Here is a 22683-nt window from a genome sequence, read left to right on the forward strand (position 1 = left end):
ATCGCCGCCGTCAGCGACGTCTTGCCATGATCGACGTGGCCAATCGTGCCAATGTTCACATGAGGCTTGTTACGCTCGAATTTACCTTTTGCCATGTGATGTCTCCAATCTGCTCGCCCGTACGGGCCTTGAATTAAGTTACCGATGCAACCCGCTGGGGTTACGCGTATTTCTTCTGGACTTCCTGGGCGACCGCGGTCGGCACAGGCTCATAGTGATCGAACTGCATCGTGTAGGCCGCGCGGCCCTGGCTCATCGAGCGCAGGTTGTCGACATACTTGAACATGTTGGCCAGCGGCACCATCGCGTTGATGACGACAGCCACGCCACGCGCTTCCTGGCCCTGGATCTGGCCGCGACGGCCGTTCAGGTCGCCGATGACGCTGCCGACATAGTCTTCCGGCGTCACGACTTCGACCTTCATGATCGGCTCGAGCAGCTGCACGCCAAGCTTGGGTGCGGCTTCACGGAAGCAGGCGCGGCCGGCGATTTCGAAGGCCAGAACGCTGGAGTCCACATCGTGGTAAGCGCCGTCGATAAGCGTCGCCTTGACGCCGATCATCGGGAAGCCCGCGAACGGACCCGACGACATGACGCTGTTGATGCCCTTTTCGACACCCGGGATGTATTCCTTGGGAACCGCACCGCCGACAATCTTGGTCTCGAACTCGAACTCCGAGCTTTCCGGGTTCGGTTCGAACACGATCTTGACGCGGGCGAACTGACCGGTACCGCCGGTCTGCTTCTTGTGGGTGTAGTCCTGCTCGTGCCTGCGGGTGATCGTCTCGCGGTAAGCCACCTGCGGCGCGCCGACATTGGCCTCGACCTTGAACTCGCGACGCATGCGGTCGACGATGATGTCGAGGTGAAGCTCGCCCATGCCCGAAATGATGGTCTGGCCGCTTTCCTCGTCGGTCTTGACGCGGAAGGACGGATCCTCGGCGGCCAGGCGGTGAAGGGCGAGGCCCATCTTTTCCTGGTCGTTCTTGGTCTTCGGCTCGATGGCGATCTGGATGACCGGATCGGGGAATTCCATGCGCTCGAGGATGACCGGGTGCAGCGGATCGCTGAGCGTGTCGCCGGTGGTCGTGTCCTTGAGGCCAGCCAGAGCAACGATGTCGCCGGCAAAGGCTTCTTCGACGTCGGCGCGCGAATTCGCATGCATCTGCAGCATGCGGCCGATGCGCTCTTTCTTGCCCTTGACGGTGTTATCGACCGAGATGCCCTTGGTCAGCTTGCCCGAATAGATGCGGGCAAAGGTCAGCGAACCGACAAACGGGTCGTTCATGATCTTGAAGGCCAGCATCGACAGCGGCTCGTTGTCGTCGGCATGACGCTCGATCTCGGCGTCGGTCTTGGCGTCGACGCCCTTGATGGCGGGAACATCGGCCGGCGACGGCAGGTATTCGACGACGGCGTCGAGCAGCGGCTGCACGCCCTTGTTCTTGAAGGCCGAGCCACAGAACATCGGGTAGAACTTGACCGCGATGGTGCCCTTGCGGATCAGCGCGCGGATCTCGTCATTCGACGGCATCTTGCCTTCGAGGTAATTCTCGAGTGCCGTCTCGTCCATTTCGACAGCGGCTTCGATCATCTTCTCGCGGTATTCTTCGGCGCGAGCCTGCAGGTCGGCCGGGATCTCGACGACGTCCCAGGCAGCGCCCAGCGTCTCGTCGCGCCAGACCAGCGCGTTCATCTCGACGAGATCGACGACACCCTTGAACTCGGTCTCAGCGCCGATCGGCAGTTGCATGACGACGGCATGCGCACCAAGACGCGAGCCGATCATCTCGACCGAGCGGTAGAAGTCGGCGCCGATCTTGTCCATCTTGTTGCAGAAGATCATCCGCGGAACTTTATACTTGTCGGCCTGGCGCCAGACGGTTTCCGTCTGCGGCTCAACACCGGCATTGGCATCGAGCAGCGCAATGGCGCCGTCGAGCACGCGCAGCGAACGCTCGACTTCGATGGTGAAGTCGACGTGTCCGGGAGTGTCGATGATGTTGAAGCGGTACATCTTGCCGCTGCGACCCTTCCAGAAGGTCGTGGTGGCGGCGGACGTGATGGTGATGCCGCGCTCCTGCTCCTGCTCCATCCAATCCATGGTGGCAGCGCCGTCGTGGACTTCGCCGATCTTGTGCGACTTGCCCGTGTAATAGAGGACGCGCTCGGTGGTCGTCGTCTTGCCGGCGTCAATATGCGCCATGATACCGAAATTGCGGTAGTCTTCGATTTTGTATTCGCGGGCCATCTTGGATGCCTTCTCAGTCTCGTTCGCGCTTTACCAGCGGTAGTGTGCGAAAGCGCGGTTGGCTTCAGCCATCTTGTGGGTGTCTTCACGCTTCTTCACGGCGGTGCCGCGGTTGTTAGCCGCGTCCATCAGCTCGCCGGAGAGGCGGTCGACCATGGTGGTCTCGTTGCGGTTGCGGGCCGCGGCGATCAGCCAGCGGATCGCCAGGGCCTGGCGGCGCTCGGGGCGCACATCGACCGGAACCTGGTAGGTAGCGCCGCCGACGCGGCGCGACCGGACTTCCACATGCGGCGCGACATTGTCGAGCGCCTGATGGAAGACGGTGACCGGCTCCTGCTTGGTCTTCGACTGAACCTGGTCGAGCGCACCGTAGACGATGGTCTCGGCAACCGACTTCTTGCCGTCATACATGACGGCGTTCATGAACTTGGTGACGATCAGATCGCCGAACTTCGGGTCCGGATTGATCTCACGCTTTTCTGCACTGTGACGACGCGACATGGCTTTTGTCTCTCAATCTCGTAGCCCGACGCATTCAAGCAGCGCCAGGGCCGGAAAATCTTACTTCGGACGCCCCTTACTTCGGACGCTTGGCGCCGTACTTCGAACGGCGCTGCTTGCGGTTCTTCACGCCCTGCGTGTCGAGCACGCCGCGGATGATGTGGTAGCGCACGCCCGGAAGATCCTTGACGCGGCCGCCGCGGATCATGACCACGGAGTGTTCCTGAAGGTTGTGGCCTTCGCCGGGGATGTAGCCGATCACTTCAAAGCCGTTGGTCAGGCGGATCTTGGCCACCTTGCGCAGTGCCGAGTTCGGCTTCTTCGGCGTCGTTGTATAGACGCGCGTGCAGACGCCCCGCTTCTGCGGGTTCTGCTGCATGGCCGGGACCTTGTTGCGCTTCACTGGCGCAATGCGCGGCTTGCGGATCAGCTGGTTGACGGTAGGCATTAAACCCTCTTGTCTCTCAATTCCGTGTCTCGCCCGGTCAGGGCCGCTCAAAGCGCCAATTCCATACGCAAATTCGGGCCATAAACCGCGCCTCGCGGTCCTGCCCGAACAAAATGCAGAGGAAGCGGGAACCGCTTCATGCGCGCCGGAAATGTCTTTTCGCTCGTAAAACGAACCCTGTTTGAGGCAAACTCCAAGGCGTGTCGCTTCGGAAGGGAGAGCCTCACATCGGTTCTGACTGGGCGGCTTCTACTCGCAAGACCGTGAACCGTCAACCCCGGCACGCCAAATATTGCGCGCTGACGACGGCTTGTCAGCCATGCGAAAAACGCATGTAATTTTCTTTCTTCGTTTTGCAAGGCAGAGGAAGAAAGTGACCGGGGCAGACAAGAAAGTGACCGGCTTTTGGCTGTCATGCGCGGGTTCTTCATGGCAAAAGGCGCCATGGACAGCCCAAAACCCCTCGCCCGCCCCCGTCTCAAGAGGAATCAGCCCGTGAACGACAATGAGGAACGCCCGGTCACCATCGTCACCGGCCGGGTCTGGAAAAAGAAGGGCGGCAAGCCGGAAGGCGTCCATGTGATGCTGGTTGCGCCCGACGACGATTCGGCCGTGCGCCGGGTGCTCGAATCGCTTGCGGCCGAAGGCTATGCCGAAGCTGAGCTCGACCAGATCGGCGATATGGAGGGCGTACCCGACGAGGAGCCGCATCTGTCAGCCTTTCAGGGTGCCCTCGAAGGCGAAGTGTCGATCGTCACGTTTGACGTGCCGCTCTGAGCGCCACAGGCTGCTTGCGCCTGTACCGCGCCGGCTTGCCCGGCACCGGTTCTCTGCTAAGAACCAAGCGACTTAACAAGCCAAATTCGAATCCGCGGAGTTCCCATGCCCTCGAACAATGGTCCCATCAAGCTCGGCATCGTCGGCGTCGGCAAGATCGTGCGCGACCAGCATCTGCCGGCAGTGGCCAAGGATGCGGACTACCGCCTCATCGCCGCCGCCAGCCGGCACGGCAAGGTGGACGGCATCCCGAATTTTCCGACCATCGAGGCGATGCTCGACGCGGTGCCGGAACTCGAGGCCGTGTCGCTGTGCATGCCGCCGCAGTTCCGCTACGACGCGGCACGCACCGCGCTGATGGCGAAGAAGCATGTTTTCCTGGAGAAGCCGCCGGGCGCCACGGTCAGTGAGGTCGAGGACCTGAAGCAGCTGGCGGCAGCCAATGGCGTTTCATTGTTCGCCAGCTGGCATTCGCGCTACGCGCCGGCAGTGGAGGCCGCGCGCGCCTTCCTAGCGGCGGCCAAGGTCAACTCGGCTGCTATCGTCTGGAAGGAAGATGTCCGCCGCTGGCATCCGAACCAGGATTGGATCTGGGCGCCGGGCGGTTTCGGCGTCTTCGATCCCGGCATAAACGCACTGTCGATCGCAACCCACATCCTGCCGGCGATGTTCATCACCTCGGCCGTCCTCGACTTCCCGGAAAACCGCGCCGCGCCTGTGGCGGCCCACGTGACCTTCCGTACCTCGGATGGGTTGCCGGTGACCATGGAGCTCGACTGGCTGCAGACGGGACCACAGAGCTGGGACATCCTGGCCGACACGGACAAGGGCAAGATGGTGCTGTCCGGCGGCGGCACCAAGCTCGCCATCGACGGCAAGGTGGTTCACGACGAGCCGGAGGCCGAATATCCCCAGCTTTACCGGCGCTTCGCTGAAATCGTACGCGCCGGCGTCTCCGATGTCGATTTGGCACCCCTGCAGCACGTGGCCGACGCCTTCATGCTCGGCAAGCGCAATGTGGTGGGAGCGTTCTTCGATTGAACGATGAGTTCTGCCGGACCGCAGTCCGGACACTCACCATGCAGCCTTACTCGACGATCGCAATCGCAAAGCCGTCATAGCCTTTGGCGCCGACAGTCTGGATGGCGGTGCCGTCCAGGCGCTTGTCGCCGCCGATGAATGAAAACGCACCGCGTGCGCCTTCGACATAGGCGTCACGGCCATCGTCGTTGAGCACGGTGCCGTCGCGGATGACGTTGTCGCAGATGATGACCGTCCCCGGCCGCGACAGGCGCATGGCCCATGACAGATAATTCGGGTTGTTCGGCTTGTCCGCGTCGATGAAGATCAGATCGAACGGACCGGCATTTTCGGCAGCCAGCGTCTCAAGCGACTGAAGCGCGGGGCCGATCCTGAGCTCGACCTTGTCCGGCACCCCTGCCCGCTCGAGATTCGAGTGCGCGACTTTTGCATGATGCGGCTCGAGTTCGAGCGTCACGATCTTGCCGCCGACGGGCAATCCCCTTGCCATCCAGATGGTCGAGTAGCCGCCGAGCGTGCCGATCTCCAGCACCTTCCTGGCGCCGCTGATGCGGACTAGCAGCGACAGCAGCTTGCCCTGCGCCGGCGATACGTCGATGGCCGGCAGGCCCTGGTCGCGGTTGGCCGCAAGCACCGCTTCGAGGATGGGATCTGCCTCGAAGAGAGAGGAAACGATGTAGTCGTCGACGTCAGTCCAAACCTTCTTGCTCATGTTTTCCTCGATTCGATTGGGGGTCAAAACGCGAAAAGGGGCCACTGGGGCCCCCTTCCTTCTTCTCGTCCTACCCCGCTTACTGCGCGGCGTTGACCATGTCGGTCAGCATCGGCTCGGCGACCTCGACACCGGAGGCCTTGCGGCGCTCGTCGATGATCAGTTCGTCGCGCGAGGTGGCGATGCGCCGGATCTGGCTCATCGTGCCGCCGGTACCGGCCGGGATCAGCCGGCCGACGATGACGTTTTCCTTCAGGCCCTGCAGCATGTCGGTCTTGCCGGCAACCGCAGCTTCGGTCAGCACCCTGGTCGTCTCCTGGAAGGAGGCGGCCGAGATGAAGGAAGGCGTCTGCAGCGAGGCCTTGGTTATGCCCAGCAGCACCGGCTGGCCTTCGGCCGGCTTCTTGCCGTCCTCGACCAGGCGCTCGTTGACCTCTTCCAGTTCGATCACGTCGACGTGGTCGCCCGGAATGTAGGTCGAGTCGCCCTGCACCGTGATCTCGACCTTCTGCAGCATCTGGCGAACGATCACCTCGATGTGCTTGTCGTTGATCGACACGCCCTGCAGACGGTAGACTTCCTGGATTTCGTTCACGAGGTAGGAAGCAAGTGCTTCCACGCCCTTGATCGCCAGGATGTCGTGCGGCGCCGGATTGCCGTCGAGGATGTAGTCGCCCTTCTCGATGACGTCGCCGTCCTGGAGATGGAACGGCTTGCCCTTCGGGATCAGGTATTCGACCGGCTCAAGCGTCGAGTCATGCGGCTCGATGATGATGCGGCGCTTGTTCTTGTAGTCGCGGCCGAAGCGGATCGTGCCATCGATCTCGGCGATGATGGCGTGATCCTTCGGACGACGTGCCTCGAACAGCTCGGCAACACGCGGCAGACCGCCGGTGATGTCCTTGGTCTTGGCGCTTTCCATCGGGATACGCGCCAAAACGTCGCCGGGACGAACCTGCGAACCCGGCTCGACCGAAAGAATGGCCTCGACCGAGAGCAGGAAGCGGGCGTCGCCGCCCTTCGACAGCTTGCCGACCTTGCCCTTGGGGTCAAGGATGGCGATCGCCGGCTTGAGGTCGTTGCCGCGTGGCGTCGAGCGCCAGTCGATGACCTCGCGCTTGGTGATGCCGGTCGATTCGTCGGCCGTTTCCTGAACGGAAATGCCGTCGACCAGATCCTCGTACGACACCTTGCCCTCGATTTCGGTAAGGACCGGGCGGGTATAGGGATCCCATTCGGCGATACGCTGGCCGCGCTTCACCTTGTCGCCATCGTCCACGAAGATGCGCGAACCATAGGTAAGGCGATGCGAGGCACGCTCCTTGCCGGCTTCGTCGAGGATCAGCACCGCCATGTTGCGGCCCATGACCATCTGCTGGCCGTCCGAGTTGCGCACCACGTTGCGGTTGCGGATCTCGACCTTGCCCTCATACGAGGCTTCAAGGAACGAGCTGTCCACCACCTGCGCCGTACCGCCCATGTGGAAGGTACGCATGGTGAGCTGGGTGCCCGGCTCGCCGATCGACTGCGCCGCGATGACGCCGACGGCTTCGCCCTGGTTGACCGGAGTGCCGCGGGCAAGATCGCGTCCGTAGCAGACCGCGCAGACGCCGATCCTGACCTCGCAGGTCAGTGCCGAGCGAATGCGGACCGACTGCACGCCGGCCTTTTCGATCTTTTCCACGTCACGCTCGTCCATCAGGGTTCCGGCCTTGACCAGAACCTCACCCGAAACCGGGTGCGTGATGTCGTCGAGCGAGGTGCGGCCCAGCACGCGCTGGCCGACCGAAGCGACGACCTGACCGGCATCGACGATCGGCTGCATGGTGAGGCCCTTGTCGGTGCCGCAATCCACGGAGTTGACGATGCAGTCCTGCGCCACGTCGACCAGACGACGGGTGAGGTAACCCGAGTTCGCCGTCTTCAAGGCGGTGTCGGCCAGACCCTTGCGGGCGCCGTGGGTCGAGTTGAAGTACTCGAGCACGGTCAGGCCTTCCTTGAAGTTCGAGATGATCGGCGTCTCGATGATTTCACCCGAGGGCTTTGCCATCAGGCCGCGCATGCCGGCGAGCTGACGCATCTGGGTGGGCGAACCACGCGCACCCGAATGCGACATCATGTAGATCGAGTTCATCGGCTTTTGACGGCCACTGTCCTCGAACTCGACGGCCTTGATGCGGGCCATCATCTCGTCGGCGACCTTTTCCGAGCACTTGGCCCAGGCGTCGACGACCTTGTTGTACTTCTCGCCCTGAGTGATCAGGCCGTCATTGTACTGCTGCTCGTATTCCTTGGCCAAAGCTTCGGTGTCGGAAACCAGCTTGATCTTGGCGTCCGGGATCAGCATGTCGTCCTTGCCGAACGAAATGCCGGCGCGGCAGGCGTGGCTGAAGCCGAGGGCCATGATGCGGTCGCAGAAAATGACCGTCTCCTTCTGACCGCAGTGGCGGTAGACGGTGTCGATCATCTTGGAGATGTTCTTCTTGGTCATCTCCTGGTTGGCGGTCTCGTAAGGCACGTTGACGTTCTTCGGCAGCAGTTCGCCGATGATCATGCGGCCAGGCGTGGTGTCGTAGATTTTCGACACGACCTTGCCTTCGGCGTCGACCGTGCGGAAGCGACCCTTGATCTTGGAGTGCAGCGTCACCGCCTTGGTCTCGAGCGCATGCTGGAGTTCGCCCATGTCGGCAAACACCATGCCTTCGCCCGGCTCGTTCTGATTGACGATCGAGAGATAGTAGAGACCCAGGACCATGTCCTGCGACGGCACGATGATCGGCGCGCCGGAAGCCGGGTGCAGGATGTTGTTGGTCGACATCATCAGCACGCGGGCTTCAAGCTGCGCTTCCAGCGACAGCGGCACGTGAACGGCCATCTGGTCGCCGTCGAAGTCGGCGTTGAAGGCCGTGCAGACCAGCGGATGCAGCTGGATCGCCTTGCCTTCGATCAGGATCGGCTCGAACGCCTGGATGCCGAGGCGGTGCAGCGTCGGCGCACGGTTCAGCAGCACCGGATGCTCGCGAATGACCTCGTCGAGGATATCCCAGACTTCCGGACGCTCCTTCTCGACCAGCTTCTTGGCCTGCTTGACGGTCGAGGAGAACCCCTTGGCGTCGAGGCGGGCGTAGATGAACGGCTTGAACAGTTCGAGCGCCATCTTCTTCGGCAGGCCGCATTGGTGCAGCTTGAGCTCCGGACCGGTGACGATGACCGAACGGCCCGAATAGTCGACGCGCTTGCCGAGCAGGTTCTGGCGGAACCGGCCCTGCTTGCCCTTCAACATGTCGGACAGCGACTTCAGCGGACGCTTGTTGGCGCCGGTGATGACGCGGCCGCGACGGCCGTTGTCGAACAGCGCATCGACGGCTTCCTGCAGCATGCGCTTTTCATTGCGCACGATGATGCCGGGGGCGCGCAGCTCGATCAGCCGCTTCAGACGGTTGTTGCGGTTGATGACGCGGCGATAGAGATCGTTCAGGTCGGACGTCGCGAAACGTCCACCATCCAGAGGAACCAGCGGGCGCAGGTCCGGTGGGATCACCGGAACCACCTTCATGATCATCCATTCCGGACGGTTGCCGGACTCCATGAAGTTCTCGACGACCTTGAGCCGCTTCAGATACTTCTTCTGCTTCAGCTCGGACGTGGTCGAAGCCAGTTCCGAACGCAGATCGCCGGCGATCTTCTCCAGGTCCATGCCGGCCAGAAGGTCATGAATGGCCTCGGCGCCGATCATGGCGGTGAACGAATCCTCGCCATACTCGTCGACGGCGATCATGTACTCTTCCTCGCTGAGCAGCTGGTGCTCCTTCAGCGCGGTTAGGCCAGGCTCGGTGACGATGTAGTTCTCGAAGTAGAGGACGCGCTCGATGTCCTTCAGGGTCATGTCGAGCAGCGTGCCGATGCGCGACGGCAGCGACTTCAGGAACCAGATGTGAGCGACAGGTGCCGCCAGCTCGATGTGGCCCATGCGCTCGCGGCGAACGCGCGACAGCGTGACTTCGACGCCGCACTTTTCGCAGATGACGCCCTTGTACTTCATGCGCTTGTACTTGCCGCACAGGCATTCATAGTCCTTGATCGGGCCAAAAATGCGCGCGCAGAACAGACCGTCACGCTCCGGCTTGAAGGTGCGGTAGTTGATGGTCTCCGGCTTCTTGATCTCGCCGAACGACCAGGACAGAATCTTCTCAGGGCTGGCGAGCGATATCCGGATGGAATCGAACACCTGCGCCGGCGCCTGCGGATTGAAGAGATTCATGACCTCTTGGTTCATGCCGTTCTCCTTTTCGGGGTCCTCGAAAACCCCTTGCATCTAACGCGGGCCAAATGCCCGCTGAGTGGTCGGCCCACTGGCCGTAGAATTTGTTGCATCCGGTCGCGGCGTTCCGCGACCGGATGTCTTGCTTACTCGGCCGCGCCCCTATTCGGCAGCATCTGGCAGCCGGACAGGGTTGTCGTCGAGCTTGGTGTTCTCCAGCTCGACATTGAGGCCGAGAGACCGCATTTCCTTGACGAGCACGTTGAAGCTCTCGGGAATGCCGGCCTCGAACGTGTCGTCGCCGCGCACGATCGCCTCGTAGACCTTGGTGCGGCCGGCGACATCGTCCGACTTCACCGTCAGCATTTCCTGCAGCGTGTAGGCGGCGCCATAGGCTTCCAGCGCCCAGACCTCCATTTCGCCGAAGCGCTGGCCACCGAACTGCGCCTTGCCGCCCAGCGGCTGCTGGGTAACGAGCGAGTACGGACCGATCGAACGCGCGTGGATCTTGTCGTCCACCAGGTGGTGAAGCTTGAGCATATAGATATAGCCCATCGTCACCTTGCGATCGAACGGCTCGCCTGTGCGTCCGTCATAGAGCTGCGACTGACCGCTGGTGTGCAGGCCCGCCTGCTCCAGCATGATGTTGATGTCGACTTCATGCGCGCCGTCGAACACCGGTGTCGCGATAGAGACGCCGCGGCGCATCTGCTCGCTGAGGCGAACGATGCTCTCGTCGTCATATTCGCGGACCGGCTCGTTGCGGTCGTTGGCTGGGATGAAGCTCTCGAGCGTCTTGCGCAACGGCTTGATGTCTCCAGCCGTCTTGTACGCGTCGATCAGCTCGCCGATCTTCTTGCCCATGCCCGCGCATGCCCAGCCCAGATGCGTTTCCAGGATCTGGCCGACATTCATGCGGCTCGGCACACCCAGCGGGTTGAGCACGATATCGGCATGCGTGCCGTCCTCGAGGAAAGGCATGTCCTCGACCGGAACGATCCGCGACACGACACCCTTGTTGCCGTGACGTCCGGCCATCTTGTCGCCCGGCTGCATCTTGCGCTTCACGGCCACGAAGACCTTGACCATCTTCATGACGCCCGGAGGCATTTCGTCGCCGCGCTGGACCTTCTCGACCTTGTCCATGAAGCGCTGCTCGAGCGCCTTCTTGGAATCGTCGTACTGGCCACGCAGGGCTTCCAGTTCGCTCTGGAGCTTTTCGTTCTCCACCGCAAACTGCCACCACTGCGAACGCGGATACTCGTCCAGCGTGTCCTTCGACAGCTTCGAGCCCTTCTTGAAGCCCTTCGGCCCGGCAATGGCTTCCTTGCCGACGAGAACGTCGGAAAGGCGCGAATAGACGTTGCGGTCGAGGATCGCCTGCTCGTCGTCGCGGTCCTTGGCGAGGCGTTCGATCTCCTCGCGTTCGATCGCCATGGCGCGCTCGTCCTTCTCGACGCCGTGGCGGTTGAAGACGCGCACTTCGACGACTGTGCCGAAGGTGCCCGGAGGCATGCGCATCGAGGTGTCGCGAACGTCGGACGCCTTTTCACCGAAGATGGCGCGCAGGAGCTTTTCTTCCGGCGTCATCGGGCTTTCGCCCTTCGGCGTGATCTTGCCGACCAGGATGTCGCCCGGCTGCACTTCCGCGCCGATATAGACGATGCCGGCTTCGTCGAGGTTCTTCAGCGCTTCTTCCGAAACGTTCGGAATGTCGCGCGTGATTTCCTCCGGTCCAAGCTTGGTGTCGCGGGCCATGACCTCGAATTCCTCGATGTGGATCGAGGTGAAGACGTCGTCGGCCACGATGCGCTCGGAGAGCAGGATCGAGTCCTCGTAGTTGTAGCCGTTCCACGGCATGAACGCGACCAGCACGTTGCGGCCGAGCGCCAGATCGCCGAGCTCGGTCGACGGACCGTCGGCGATAATGTCGCCCTTGTTGACGCGGTCGCCCATGCGCACCAGCGGACGCTGGTTGATGCAGGTGTTCTGGTTCGAACGCTGGAACTTCATCAGCCGGTAGATGTCGACGCCCGACTTGCCGGGATCGAGATCTTCCGTGGCGCGGATGACGATACGCGTCGCGTCCACCTGGTCGACGATGCCGCCGCGGCGGGCGCCGATGGCGGCACCCGAGTCACGGGCAACGATCGGCTCCATGCCGGTGCCTACGAACGGCGCTTCGGCGCGCACCAGCGGCACGGCCTGACGCTGCATGTTGGAGCCCATTAGCGCGCGGTTGGCGTCGTCGTTCTCGAGGAACGGGATCAGCGCCGCGGCCACGGACACCATCTGCTTGGGCGACACGTCCATGAGATCGACGTTTTCGCGCGGCGCCATCATCACTTCGCCGGCGCTGCGGCAAATGACGAATTCGTCGACGAAACCACCATTCTTGTCGAGCTCGGCGTTGGCCTGCGCAACGTGGTGCTTGGACTCTTCCATAGCGGAGAGATAGACGACCTCATTGGTCAGCTTGCCATTGACGATCTTGCGGTACGGGCTTTCGATGAAGCCGTACTTGTTGACGCGCGCGAAGGTCGCCAGCGAGTTGATCAGACCGATGTTCGGGCCTTCCGGCGTCTCGATCGGGCAGATGCGGCCGTAATGCGTCGGGTGCACGTCGCGCACTTCGAAGCCGGCGCGCTCGCGGGTCAGACCGCCCGGGCCAAGTGCCGACAGGCGGCGCTTGTGGGTGATCTCCGACAGCGGGTTGGTCTGATCCATGAACTGCGACAGCTGCGAGGAACCGAAGAACTCGCGCACGGCGGCAGCCGCCGGCTTGGCGTTGATCAGGTCCTGCGGCATCACCGTATCGATCTCGATCGAGGACATACGTTCCTTGATCGCGCGCTCCATGCGCAGCAGGCCGACGCGGTATTGGTTCTCCATCAGCTCGCCGACAGAACGCACGCGGCGGTTGCCGAGATTGTCGATGTCGTCGATCTCGCCCTTGCCGTCGCGCAGCTCGACCAGCGTCTTGACCACGGCCAGGATGTCGTCCTTGCGCAGCACGCGCACGGTATCCTCAGCCTTGAGCTCGAGGCGCATGTTCATCTTGACGCGGCCGACGGCCGACAGGTCGTAGCGCTCCGAGTCGAAGAACAGCGAGTTGAACATGGCTTCGGCGGTTTCAAGCGTCGGCGGCTCGCCCGGGCGCATGACACGGTAGATGTCGAACAGTGCGTCCTGGCGGCTCTCGTTCTTGTCGACGTTGAGCGTATTGCGGATGTAGGCGCCGACATTGACGTGGTCGATGTCGAGAACCTTGATCTCGCTTTCGCCCGTGCCGAGCAGCACCTTCAGCGTCTTTTCATCGATCTCGTCGCCGGCTTCGAGGAAAATCTCGCCGGTGCCGTAGTTGACGATGTCCTCGGCCAGGTAATTGCCGAGCAGATCCTCGTCGGTCGCCTTGATCGCCTTCAAACCCTTTTCGCCAAGCGCCCTTGCCTGGCGGGCGGTGATCTTCTTGCCGGCCTCGACGACAACTTCGCCTGTGTCGGCATCGACGAGGTCGCCAACGGCCTTGAGGCCGCGGAAACGCTCGACGTTGAACGGGATGCGCCAGTGGTCGCCGGCGCGCTTGTAGGTGATCTTGTTGTAGAAGGTCGACAGGATCTCTTCGCCGTCCATGCCGAGCGCCATCAAGAGCGACGTCACCGGAATCTTGCGGCGGCGGTCGATGCGGGCATGCACGACGTCCTTGGAATCGAACTCGATGTCGAGCCACGAACCGCGATAGGGAATGACGCGCGCCGCAAACAAAAGCTTGCCCGAGGAGTGCGACTTGCCCTTGTCATGGTCGAAGAAGACGCCCGGCGAACGGTGCATCTGCGAGACGATGACGCGCTCCGTGCCATTGACGATGAAGGTGCCGTTGAGCGTCATGAGCGGCATGTCGCCCATATAGACGTCCTGCTCCTTGATGTCCTTGATCGACTTTGCGCCGGTATCCTCGTCGATATCGAACACGATGAGGCGCAGCGTCACCTTGAGTGGCGCGGCATAGGTCAGGTCGCGCTGACGGCATTCGTCAACGTCGAATTTCGGTCCTTCGAACTCGTACTTCACGAACTCCAGCATCGAGGAGCCGGAGAAATCGGAGATCGGGAAAACCGACTTGAAAACGGCCTGCAGTCCCTCGTCCGGACGCCCACCCTTGGGCTCCGCCACCATCAGGAACTGGTCATAGGATGCTTTTTGAACCTCGATCAGGTTCGGCATCTCCGCAACTTCCGGAATCTTTCCGAAGAACTTGCGTACGCGTCTGCGGCCATTGAAAGTCTGGGTCTGGGCCATCGTCGCTCCTTAGCTATAAACTCGGGGCGAGCCTCGCCGCGGCTCACCTTGCATGCGCGGCCACCTCGGCGGCGGCCCCTGATCTGTTTCCCGCCGCCTGGCGGCGACGGCTAAAACGGGAGAAAACCCGTTTCCTGAAGGCCGGTTTCGGCCCTCAGGAAAGAGGTTCTCGTACATCTCGCGCTACGCATCCTCCCCTCTGATGAAGGGAGTGGCGGACGGCGCGAGGCCGCCCGCCGCTTTTACGCTTACTTCAGGTCGACCTTGGCGCCGGCTGCTTCCAGCTGGGCCTTGAACTTCTCAGCGTCAGCCTTGGAAACGGCTTCCTTGACCGGCTTCGGAGCTGCTTCGACCAGATCCTTGGCTTCCTTGAGGCCCAGGCCGGTGATGGCGCGGACTTCCTTGATGACGTTGATCTTCTGAGCGCCTGCCTCGGTGAGGACGACGTCGAATTCCGTCTTTTCCTCAGCCGGAGCAGCAGCAGCGGCAGCGCCGCCGGCAGCGGCAACCGCCACCGGAGCAGCAGCCGAAACGCCCCACTTTTCTTCCAGAAGCTTCGACAACTCGGCCGCCTCGAGGACGGTCAGCTTCGAAAGGTCGTCTACGATCTTTGCCAGATCAGCCATTGTTGTATTCCTTCATCAGGTTCGAACGTGTGTTTGTGATAGCGAGGAACGGCCTCATGCCGCCTCGTCCTTCCGGGCGTAAGCGCCGATGACGCGCGCGACCGAAGCCGCCGGCGCATTGACGATCTGGGCGATCCGGGTTGCCGGCGTGGCGATCATGCCAACCAGCCTGGCGCGCAGCTCATCGAGCGACGGAAGTGTGGCGAGTGCCTTCACACCGTCGGCGTTGAGCGAGGTGGTGCCCATTGCGCCGCCGAGAATGACCAACTTGTCATTTCCCTTGGCGAAATCGGACGCGACCTTCGGCGCCGCAATCGGATCCTCCGAATAAGCGATCAGCGTCTGTCCCTTGAACAGGTCGATGATCGATGCGGAGTCCGTGCCCTGAAGAGCGATTTTGGCGAGACGGTTCTTCGCGACTTTGACGGTGCCACCGGCAGCGCGCATTTTCGACCGAAGGTCGTTCATTTGCGCGACGGTGATACCGGCGTAGTGGGCCACGACGACTGAACCAGCGCCTGCAAAAGCACCATTCAGGCCCGTGACGAGTTCGCGTTTTTCCGCTCTGTCCACTGCCTATCTCCAGTTGACCCCTGCCCCGCTAGTGGGACAGGCGTCGGGTTGCCTTTTTGCCGGCCGGGCCATCCATTACAGATCTCCCGAACGACGCTCGAGGATCCTGCCCCCTTTCGCCACATCGACGGCAAGCCGGAGATGCGCAGACAAAAGGCAAACACGGTTCGAACCTTTCATTGGAGCTTGTCGCTCCGTTGTCCGGTTTTCACCCGTCTCATGCAGGCCCAATTCAATTAAGGCTTCTGGGCCGCCTGCAATCTCGGACAGGATGTCCGGAAGCCTCTCGACTTCCGGTACCGGGCCGCCGACAAGTCGGAGGCCCGGAATTCACTTGCGGATCAGCGCCTTGGCAGCCGATCCAGATGTTCGTATCAAGACGCTGCGAGCGTCGAGACGTCGAGCTTGAGGCCCGGGCCCATCGTCGAGGTGACCGACACCTTCTTGACGTAGTTGCCCTTGGCGCCAGCCGGCTTTGCCTTGGTCACGGCATCGGCGAAGGCGCGGACGTTTTCTTCCAGCGCCTTGACGTCGAACGAGACCTTGCCGACGCCGGCATGAACGATGCCGGCCTTCTCGACGCGGAACTCGACAGCGCCGCCCTTCGATGCCTTGACGGCGGCGGCGACGTCGGTGGTGACGGTGCCGACCTTCGGGTTCGGCATCATGCCGCGCGGGCCCAGCACCTTGCCCAGACGGCCGACCAGCGGCATCATGTCCGGCGTGGCGATGCAGCGATCGAAGTCGATCGTGCCCTTCTGGACGATGTCGACCAGATCCTCGGCACCGACGATGTCGGCGCCGGCGGCGCGAGCCTCATCGGCCTTGCCGCCACGTGCGAACACGGCGACGCGGACAGAGCGGCCGGTGCCGTTCGGCAGGTTGACCACGCCGCGGACCATCTGGTCGGCATGGCGCGGGTCGACGCCGAGGTTCATCGCAACTTCGATGGTCTCGTCGAACTTCACCGTCGAACGGTCCTTGAGCAGCTTCAGCGCCTCACCAAGGGCATAGGCCTTGTTGGGGTCGATGCCGTCGCGGGACTTCGATACACGCTTTGCAATCTTTGCCATGATCTCAGCCCACCACTTCCAGACCCATCGAGCGGGCGGAGCCCTCGACCATGCGCATGGCCGCCTCGACGTCGTTTGCGTTCAGATCCTTCATCTTCTGTTCGGCGATGGCGCGCACCTTGTCGCGACCGATCGTGCCGGCCTTGATCTTGCCCGGCTCTTTCGAACCCGAAGTCAAGTTCGCCGCCTTTTTCAGGAAGTAGCTCACCGGCGGCGTCTTCATGACGAAGGTGAAGGACTTGTCCTGGTAATAGGTGATGACGACCGGGATCGGCGATCCCTTTTCCATTTCCTGGGTCTGCGCGTTGAACGCCTTGCAGAATTCCATGATGTTGATGCCGCGCTGACCAAGTGCCGGGCCGATCGGCGGAGACGGCGTAGCCGATCCCGCTTTGACCTGGAGCTTGAGCTGGCCTGCAATTTTCTTAGCCATCTCTTTCCTGCCTTTATCTCATGCCGGCCCCAGTATCGGGAACACCGGCGGTTGCAGTCTGGTGGTGCGGTCCGCGCGGCCGGCTAAAGCCGCATTCGCCTCCCACCCGTTCATGGCCGCGCGCTTTCCGCGCCGCCTCCCCTTGCCGGCGAACCGGCGCAGGGTTTTCGGATCAGCCCTTTTCGACCTGTCCGAATTCCAGATCGACCGGCACGGCGCGCCCGAAGATCGAAACTTCCACCTTGAGCCGCGCCCGCTCCTCGTCCACCTCCTGGACGAAACCGTTGAACGAGGCGAACGGACCATCCGAAACGCGGATCGCCTCGCCGATCTCGAAAGTGACCGAGGGCTTCGGCCGCTCGACGCCTTCCTGAACCTGGTTCAGGATGCGCTGCGCCTCGGCTTCGGTGATCGGCACCGGCTTGGAGTCACCGAGGAAGCCGGTGACCTTCGGCGTGTTCTTGACCAGCGAGAACACCGCATCGGTCAGATTGGCCTTGAGCAGCACATAGCCCGGAAAGAACTTGCGCTCGGCATCGACCTTGCGGCCGCGGCGGATTTCGACGACCTTCTCGGTCGGCACCACGATCTGCTCGATATCGGCGGACAGGCCCTTCTGCTTGGCCTTGTTCTCAATGTCCTCGGCGACCTTCTTTTCGAAGTTCGAATAGGCGTGGACGATGTACCAGCGCGCGGTCATTTCAAGACTTCTCCGTAATCGCCGGACTTAATGGCCGAGGCTCAGTAACCGCTCGATCGCGTAGCCCATGGCCACGTCGGCGGTGAAGAAAAAGATCATCGCGATGACCGCGAATACGAGCACCATCACCGTCGAGATCATCGTCTCCCGGCGCGACGGCCAAGTCACCTTGGCAGTTTCCGCGCGGACCTGCTGGAGAAAGACGAAAGGATTTGTGGTTTTCGAAGCCATATGCCGCTCTGTCTTCAAGACCCGTTGGCCGGGTCTCCTGGATGATCCCGCTGGCCGGGACGTGCCGCCTGGGTTCAAGTCGACGCCGAATCAGCGCCATTTCGCCCATGCAAATCGGACGCGTAAAGCCGGCTTCCCAGCTCCACGCGTCGCGTGTCTGTTGTGTCTACATAAAACCGATTCTTGATCCACGCAAGTGGCAAGTGTCCGCTTTATGACCAAACGCCGCCTCGGAACCATCCAGTCGTCCCGTCCCGGCTATCGAGGCCTTATGCCTCAGTTCGCCCAATATGGCAAGCCACCTGCCCTTTTTCAATGCCGGACCCCAATTCCAGGAGGTGGATCCGGAAATCAGGCACGCGATTACAAGTTCGAGGAAATGGCGTTGCGGACGAACCTGCGACCTGCTGTTTTGGAAACCAAATGAAGCGCACGCAAGATTGGAATCCAGCTGCCCATGCCGAGGCAGCTGGATCAACCCAGGGTTAGTTAGGCACAGGCGAGTTCGACCCCGGCCACTGCGCCGATTCCGCATGGTGGGCGTGGGCGCGGCGCGATCACTGCCGGGCACGGGGGCGGGTCGTCGTCATCGTCGGGGCCGAAAGAACGGCCACGACGCCGCCAAGCTTTGAGACCGCTGCGGCGCGTGGAGGGTCGCCAAGGCAGCACCCGGCCTGAAGTCTCTTTCCCCAGCGTGGGTTTCTCATCCAGAGCCTTCAACGCCCTCAGAATCTGGTCGACAGGGATTACCGTGCCGTTGTCCAGGCGGCGCAAGGCAGGCTGGTTTTCCACCGCGCAGGCATCGGACGCCCACGAGGAAAGCAGTGCCCGCTTTTCTCCACGGCTGAGGCGTGGATGGTTGATGACGTCGTCTGGATTGTCGAGCAGGCACAAAGAAGTTTCAATTTTGCCCGAGCGTGCCGCAGAAAGTGTCGGTGTCTCGTAGAAGTTGTCCATCTCCATTCTCCGCAATCTGGGCCTCCCGGCCGAAGCCGGGAGGCGGACCGCAGGGATAACTGAATCGATACGATCAGGCCGCTTTGCGGGTGCGTTCCGTATCCTGGGCGATCTGCTTGCCGCCCACCTGGGCGTCGCCCACGCCGATGCTGATGCGGCGCGGCTTCAGCTCTTCGGGAATCTCGCGGACAATGTCGATCGAGAGGAGGCCATTCTCCAGTTTGGCTGCCTTGATCTTCATGTGGTCGGCAAGCTTGAACGTCTGCCTGAAAGTGCGGTAGGCGATGCCCTGGTGCAGCAGCTGGCGTCCGCTCTGGTCATCAGCCTTCTGGCCTACCACGACCAGTTCGGGTCCATGCTGGGTCAGCTCAACCTCATCCTGGCTGAAGCCTGCGATGGCCATCGAGATACGGTAATCGTTCTCGTCGACCTTCTCGATGTTATAGGGCGGCCAGTCCGGACGCGTGCCGCTGTCGAGCATGTCGAAAAGACGGTCAAAACCGACGGTGCTGCGATAGAGAGTATCAAAGGTTCTCATAGCCACATCCTCCTTGAAGCAACATGGGTACAAGGGCGCCGCCCAGCAGCGCCGCCTTTTGTCAAGCCAATCGGCCTCGGCGGGAAACGAATTAGGAAGGGCTGAAAACCGGTTCAAGAGCCCTGTTCAAAAAAATTCCAGAAGCCAGGCCAGCATCCCGCTTCCAATAATTCGCAGCCGCTGAAAAGCAGCTGGCGGCAGCAAAATAGGCCTATTCTGAATTGTGAACGCAAATGGCAATTGGCTCGCCAATGGCAGTTGAATCAAGGAAATCGGTTCGTGGAAATACGCCGACTTCGGCATTGCGCATCAGCGCTCTCGCTCTGCGCATGCCTTCGGAACGTCGCTCGTCGAGTACGCGGCTTCAGCCCAACCAAACGAGGAGCCAAAACAAGGCGTTTCTAAAATGCCGGATTCCAACGAGGAAAATGGCACGGGCAGCAGGGCTCGAACCTACGACCTGCGGTTTTGGAGACCGCCGCTCTACCAACTGAGCTATGCCCGTACGCGCGTTTCAGCGCAGGCGCTTCCTAAAAGCTTCCGGGCGCGCTGTAAAGAGTTGTCTGACGCGCTTTCAGATCCTTTGCCAAAATCCGAATAGGTGATGACCAGCCCGTCCCTGCCTATCTCGATTTTTCGCCTGCCTGAAGCCGCATGCCGGCGCTCAGCCCCCGGCCGCGGCTTGTACGGCCCGCCCGGCACGCCCCAGCCCCAGGCCGGCATCGGTTCGGTCTGCGGGTCGCAGGTCTCGCCGAGGGTGGAATTCATCTTGGCAAGCCGTGACCCCCATTCGACATAGCCCATGAAGGCGGAACGGAATTCGGGATCGTCCGGCAGCCCGACCGCATCGGCGGCATCGGCAAGCAGGCTGATCCAGCGGCGGCGCTGTTCCTCCGTCAGATGCTTACCCAAGTGATGCATGACCATCTCGCGATGGCCGCCATGCTGTTCGCTGTAGGTCTTGGGTCCGCCAAAAACCTCGCCGATGAAGGCCGCGACATGCGCGGGATGATCCGGCGACATGTGTTTGAACACTGGGCCGACCACCGGGTCGCGCGACACCTTGTCGTAAAAGGTTTCCGTCAGCCGGTTGAGGGCTTCGATGCCGCCGGCCCATTCGTAGAGTGTCGGGATGTCCTGGCTCATTGTCGATCCTCCGCCAGCCCGGCGCCGGCACGAAGCTAGCGGAAATCGCACCCTGCTCAACCTGCCTCGACGGCGAGTGTGAACCCGCCGCCCTACAATTTGGCGGGCGATTCGGCGTGATGTCGCTTGCCGGCGTCGCCTTCCTCGGCTCCAGCACGCCCATCCGACTCCTTTCGCTTCCATGACGATAGGGCACGATCAGCCATTGGACGACGGCACCACGCGGCAATTCTCAGGTTTCGGCGCCGATTTGCAGGTGCTGGAACCCGTCAGCGCATCCACCGACTGGCGCCCGGTCGTCAGGCCAACCTTCAGCATCATGTCGGGTTCGAGCTGGCGCTCGACCGAACTGCCCTGGAGCGCCCTGAACAAAGCGGGGCTGATCGCCATCTCGTCGAGGTAGGACTTGACCGCCTGCTTCTGCCCCATCAGATAGAGGCTGAGCCGCGCCTGGGTACCGACAAGCCGCCTGGCGCCACCGGCCAGCATGAGCGCGCAGGCCGAATCGCAGTCGCCGTCGCCATCGACGCTCAGCCCGGCATAGGCGCCTTCCCTGGCCAGGCAATTCCACTCTGCCGGGTCGCAGCCGACGAAATCGGTGCGGGCAACGGCAACGTCGAGCTTCTTTTCATGGATGATCCGGCCCGCCGCCAGGGCGCCGGAGAGGTCGCCGCCTCGCGAGCTGATCACCACCGGCAGCCGCCGGTTGCCAAGCGTGGCGAGCAATTGGCTGAGTTTCTGCGGCGTCTGGGGCGTAATCGCGCCTTGCGCTGCAATCCATTCCGGGCAGTCGGGATTGCAGAGCGGGTTGCTGCCGCGAACCACGACAAAGCGCATGCCGTCATCGTGCGGCGCGCTCTCCGGCTTCACCGGCAGCGGCGCAGCCTTTGCCACGTCCGGCAGGCCGCCGGCTGGCTTGTTCGCCGGTATTTCCCGGCAATTCGGAGCCGGAAGGTCCAGCCTGCACAGGCTTGCGCTGGTCAGCAGATCTGCAGCGTCGTCGCTGGTGACCAGCTTCATTGTCAGCATGTCGCTGAGGTCGATCTGCTGGATGTCGCTGGCCGGCGTGCTCTTCATCGTCTCGATGATGCTGAGGTCGACACCCATCTCCTTGAAATAGGCGGACAGCTTGCGCTCCACCCCCTTGCTCATCTCGTAGGTCTTGTAGCTGCCGGTGTTCTTGCGGCTGACGACCTTCTTGCTGATGACCCGCTTCTTGCCTTTCACGATCCGGTAGCGGACCTGATATTGCACGTTCATCTGCACGATCGTGGTGGTGATCTGGTGGACGCCGAGATAGGCCAGCGGCCCGACCAGGCGCCTGGTGCCGCCGGCCAGCATCATTGGACAAGCGGATGCGCAATAGCTGCCGAGCACATAGGGGCTGCCGATATAGTGCGCGCCTCTGGCGTCGTTCTCCTTGCAGTTTTTCATCCCCGGCTCGCAGCCGACGAACCACGTCCTGCCGACCGCGATGTCGAGCTTGTTCTTGCGTATCATCCGGCCCATGGCGATGGCTGCATCGACATCGCCGCCGGGAGAGTTGATGACGATCGGCAATTTGCGGCCGCCGAGCGTTTTCAGGGCAGCCTTGAGCAGCGCCGGCGACTTGGCCGATATCGCACCCTCGGCCGATATCCATTCCGGACAGCTCGGCTCACAGCCCGCCGCGTCGCTGCGCACGACGACGAACCGCATCGGCGGATCCGGATCCGGCTCTGAATTTTTTGTCTCGGCCGCCAAGGCGGCAGTGCCCATGGCAAACATCGACACCAGGCAGATCAGCCCCAGTGCCCACCATGACCGACTATGCAAACGGTGCTGTGGAACCATCCGACCAAGCCCTCAATGCAATCTATACTGTAGAGGCTCACAGACTTGCAACAGAGATTGGGACCCCAAAACAGGCACATCTGGCCAACGAAAAAGGGCGGCCCGAGGGCCGCCCCTATCCGTTTCGATCCGGCGATGCCGGGCTCGATTACTCTTTGATGGTGACGACGATGCCGGCACCGACGGTACGGCCGCCTTCACGGATGGCGAAGCGCAGCTTCTCTTCCATGGCGATCGGCACGATCAGCTCGACATCGACCGTGATGTTGTCGCCGGGCATAAC

Annotated in this window: 19 protein-coding genes, 1 tRNA gene and 1 pseudogene; 2 read left to right on the forward strand and 19 right to left on the reverse strand. The window is 62.0% G+C overall.

What is annotated here, in order from left to right; all coding sequences use genetic code 11:
• From NKI06_RS28390 to rpsL, 4 genes are all read right to left on the reverse strand, one after another.
• Positions 1 to 95 (reverse strand): GTP-binding protein (locus NKI06_RS28390; RefSeq protein WP_131922527.1); only part of this gene is annotated, 95 nt, incomplete at its 3' end.
• A 65-nt stretch (positions 96 to 160) separates the two neighbouring features.
• Positions 161 to 2251 carry an elongation factor G gene (fusA, locus tag NKI06_RS28395; RefSeq protein ID WP_023667430.1) on the reverse strand — a complete coding sequence of 697 codons (2091 nt, stop codon included), beginning with the start codon at positions 2249 to 2251 and terminating at the stop codon, positions 161 to 163.
• 30 nt (positions 2252 to 2281) lie between these two features.
• Positions 2282 to 2752, reverse strand: a complete 471-nt coding sequence (rpsG, locus tag NKI06_RS28400) for a 30S ribosomal protein S7 (protein WP_008875664.1) — start codon at positions 2750 to 2752, stop codon at positions 2282 to 2284.
• A gap of 76 nt (positions 2753 to 2828) precedes the next feature.
• The gene (gene rpsL, locus NKI06_RS28405) at positions 2829 to 3200 is read right to left on the reverse strand and encodes a 30S ribosomal protein S12 (protein ID WP_006333356.1); all 372 of its coding nucleotides are present in this window, start codon (positions 3198 to 3200) and stop codon (positions 2829 to 2831) included.
• Positions 3201 to 3695: 495 nt separating this feature from the next.
• Here rpsL and NKI06_RS28410 point away from each other — a divergent pair, with 495 nt between their 5' ends.
• Together NKI06_RS28410 and NKI06_RS28415 are read left to right on the forward strand one after the other, a co-directional pair.
• Positions 3696 to 3977, forward strand: a complete 282-nt coding sequence (locus tag NKI06_RS28410; protein WP_352987766.1) for a transcriptional regulator — start codon at positions 3696 to 3698, stop codon at positions 3975 to 3977.
• A 105-nt stretch (positions 3978 to 4082) separates the two neighbouring features.
• Complete coding sequence (locus tag NKI06_RS28415) at positions 4083 to 5018, forward strand: Gfo/Idh/MocA family protein (RefSeq protein WP_352987767.1); 936 nt, start codon at positions 4083 to 4085, stop codon at positions 5016 to 5018.
• Positions 5019 to 5064: 46 nt separating this feature from the next.
• Here the strand turns inward: NKI06_RS28415 and NKI06_RS28420 are convergent, their stop codons facing one another.
• From NKI06_RS28420 to NKI06_RS28490, 15 genes and pseudogenes are all read right to left on the reverse strand, one after another.
• Positions 5065 to 5730 carry an O-methyltransferase gene (locus NKI06_RS28420; protein ID WP_023667433.1) on the reverse strand — a complete coding sequence of 222 codons (666 nt, stop codon included), beginning with the start codon at positions 5728 to 5730 and terminating at the stop codon, positions 5065 to 5067.
• Positions 5731 to 5809: 79 nt separating this feature from the next.
• Positions 5810 to 10006 carry a DNA-directed RNA polymerase subunit beta' gene (gene rpoC / locus NKI06_RS28425; RefSeq protein WP_023667434.1) on the reverse strand — a complete coding sequence of 1399 codons (4197 nt, stop codon included), beginning with the start codon at positions 10004 to 10006 and terminating at the stop codon, positions 5810 to 5812.
• A gap of 147 nt (positions 10007 to 10153) precedes the next feature.
• On the reverse strand, positions 10154 to 14290 hold the full coding sequence (rpoB, locus tag NKI06_RS28430) for a DNA-directed RNA polymerase subunit beta (protein ID WP_023686024.1): 4137 nt from the start codon (positions 14288 to 14290) through the stop codon (positions 10154 to 10156).
• 248 nt (positions 14291 to 14538) lie between these two features.
• Entirely contained in the window at positions 14539 to 14916 is a 378-nt protein-coding gene (rplL, locus tag NKI06_RS28435) for a 50S ribosomal protein L7/L12 (protein ID WP_023667436.1), read from the reverse strand.
• Between the two features lie 54 nt (positions 14917 to 14970).
• Positions 14971 to 15489: a 50S ribosomal protein L10 gene (gene rplJ / locus NKI06_RS28440; protein WP_023667437.1), complete on the reverse strand. Its 519-nt coding sequence runs from the start codon at positions 15487 to 15489 to the stop codon at positions 14971 to 14973.
• Positions 15490 to 15863: 374 nt separating this feature from the next.
• Positions 15864 to 16562 carry a 50S ribosomal protein L1 gene (gene rplA, locus NKI06_RS28445; protein ID WP_023667438.1) on the reverse strand — a complete coding sequence of 233 codons (699 nt, stop codon included), beginning with the start codon at positions 16560 to 16562 and terminating at the stop codon, positions 15864 to 15866.
• A 4-nt stretch (positions 16563 to 16566) separates the two neighbouring features.
• Positions 16567 to 16995 (reverse strand): 50S ribosomal protein L11, encoded by a 429-nt coding sequence (gene rplK / locus NKI06_RS28450; RefSeq protein ID WP_006333334.1) that lies wholly within the window; start codon positions 16993 to 16995, stop codon positions 16567 to 16569.
• A 172-nt stretch (positions 16996 to 17167) separates the two neighbouring features.
• A complete protein-coding gene (nusG, locus tag NKI06_RS28455; RefSeq protein ID WP_006333333.1) occupies positions 17168 to 17695 on the reverse strand; it encodes a transcription termination/antitermination protein NusG in 528 nt (175 codons plus the stop codon).
• Between the two features lie 27 nt (positions 17696 to 17722).
• Positions 17723 to 17926 carry a preprotein translocase subunit SecE gene (gene secE, locus NKI06_RS28460; RefSeq protein WP_023667439.1) on the reverse strand — a complete coding sequence of 68 codons (204 nt, stop codon included), beginning with the start codon at positions 17924 to 17926 and terminating at the stop codon, positions 17723 to 17725.
• A gap of 489 nt (positions 17927 to 18415) precedes the next feature.
• Positions 18416 to 18883 carry a hypothetical protein gene (locus NKI06_RS28465; RefSeq protein ID WP_023716380.1) on the reverse strand — a complete coding sequence of 156 codons (468 nt, stop codon included), beginning with the start codon at positions 18881 to 18883 and terminating at the stop codon, positions 18416 to 18418.
• A 73-nt stretch (positions 18884 to 18956) separates the two neighbouring features.
• Positions 18957 to 19421, reverse strand: coding sequence for an Hsp20 family protein (locus tag NKI06_RS28470; protein ID WP_352987768.1), 465 nt, complete (start codon positions 19419 to 19421; stop codon positions 18957 to 18959).
• Positions 19422 to 19850: 429 nt separating this feature from the next.
• Positions 19851 to 19926: transfer RNA gene (locus tag NKI06_RS28475), tRNA-Trp, on the reverse strand.
• A 173-nt stretch (positions 19927 to 20099) separates the two neighbouring features.
• A pseudogene (locus NKI06_RS28480) lies at positions 20100 to 20567 on the reverse strand (group II truncated hemoglobin); the annotation flags it as partial.
• Positions 20568 to 20765: 198 nt separating this feature from the next.
• Positions 20766 to 22400, reverse strand: coding sequence for a COG3904 family protein (locus NKI06_RS28485; RefSeq protein ID WP_352987769.1), 1635 nt, complete (start codon positions 22398 to 22400; stop codon positions 20766 to 20768).
• A 148-nt stretch (positions 22401 to 22548) separates the two neighbouring features.
• The coding region (locus tag NKI06_RS28490; RefSeq protein ID WP_473606819.1) for an EF-Tu C-terminal domain-related protein at positions 22549 to 22683 on the reverse strand (135 nt) is incomplete at its 5' end.

This window comes from Mesorhizobium sp. M0772 (assembly GCF_040320135.1).
Lineage (GTDB): Bacteria > Pseudomonadota > Alphaproteobacteria > Rhizobiales > Rhizobiaceae > Mesorhizobium.

What these genes read in the sequence shown, in the direction of transcription:
- fusA (WP_023667430.1), bottom strand. Translation starts at nt 2,251, where the DNA reads ATGGCCCGCGAATACAAAATCGAAGACTACCGCAATTTCGGTATCATG.
- rpsG (WP_008875664.1), bottom strand. Translation starts at nt 2,752, where the DNA reads ATGTCGCGTCGTCACAGTGCAGAAAAGCGTGAGATCAATCCGGACCCG.
- rpsL (WP_006333356.1), bottom strand. Translation starts at nt 3,200, where the DNA reads ATGCCTACCGTCAACCAGCTGATCCGCAAGCCGCGCATTGCGCCAGTG.
- NKI06_RS28415 (WP_352987767.1), top strand. Translation starts at nt 4,083, where the DNA reads ATGCCCTCGAACAATGGTCCCATCAAGCTCGGCATCGTCGGCGTCGGC.
- NKI06_RS28420 (WP_023667433.1), bottom strand. Translation starts at nt 5,730, where the DNA reads ATGAGCAAGAAGGTTTGGACTGACGTCGACGACTACATCGTTTCCTCT.
- rpoC (WP_023667434.1), bottom strand. Translation starts at nt 10,006, where the DNA reads ATGAACCAAGAGGTCATGAATCTCTTCAATCCGCAGGCGCCGGCGCAG.
- rpoB (WP_023686024.1), bottom strand. Translation starts at nt 14,290, where the DNA reads ATGGCCCAGACCCAGACTTTCAATGGCCGCAGACGCGTACGCAAGTTC.
- rplL (WP_023667436.1), bottom strand. Translation starts at nt 14,916, where the DNA reads ATGGCTGATCTGGCAAAGATCGTAGACGACCTTTCGAAGCTGACCGTC.
- rplA (WP_023667438.1), bottom strand. Translation starts at nt 16,562, where the DNA reads ATGGCAAAGATTGCAAAGCGTGTATCGAAGTCCCGCGACGGCATCGAC.
- rplK (WP_006333334.1), bottom strand. Translation starts at nt 16,995, where the DNA reads ATGGCTAAGAAAATTGCAGGCCAGCTCAAGCTCCAGGTCAAAGCGGGA.
- nusG (WP_006333333.1), bottom strand. Translation starts at nt 17,695, where the DNA reads ATGACCGCGCGCTGGTACATCGTCCACGCCTATTCGAACTTCGAAAAG.
- secE (WP_023667439.1), bottom strand. Translation starts at nt 17,926, where the DNA reads ATGGCTTCGAAAACCACAAATCCTTTCGTCTTTCTCCAGCAGGTCCGC.
- NKI06_RS28465 (WP_023716380.1), bottom strand. Translation starts at nt 18,883, where the DNA reads ATGGACAACTTCTACGAGACACCGACACTTTCTGCGGCACGCTCGGGC.
- NKI06_RS28470 (WP_352987768.1), bottom strand. Translation starts at nt 19,421, where the DNA reads ATGAGAACCTTTGATACTCTCTATCGCAGCACCGTCGGTTTTGACCGT.
- NKI06_RS28485 (WP_352987769.1), bottom strand. Translation starts at nt 22,400, where the DNA reads ATGGTTCCACAGCACCGTTTGCATAGTCGGTCATGGTGGGCACTGGGG.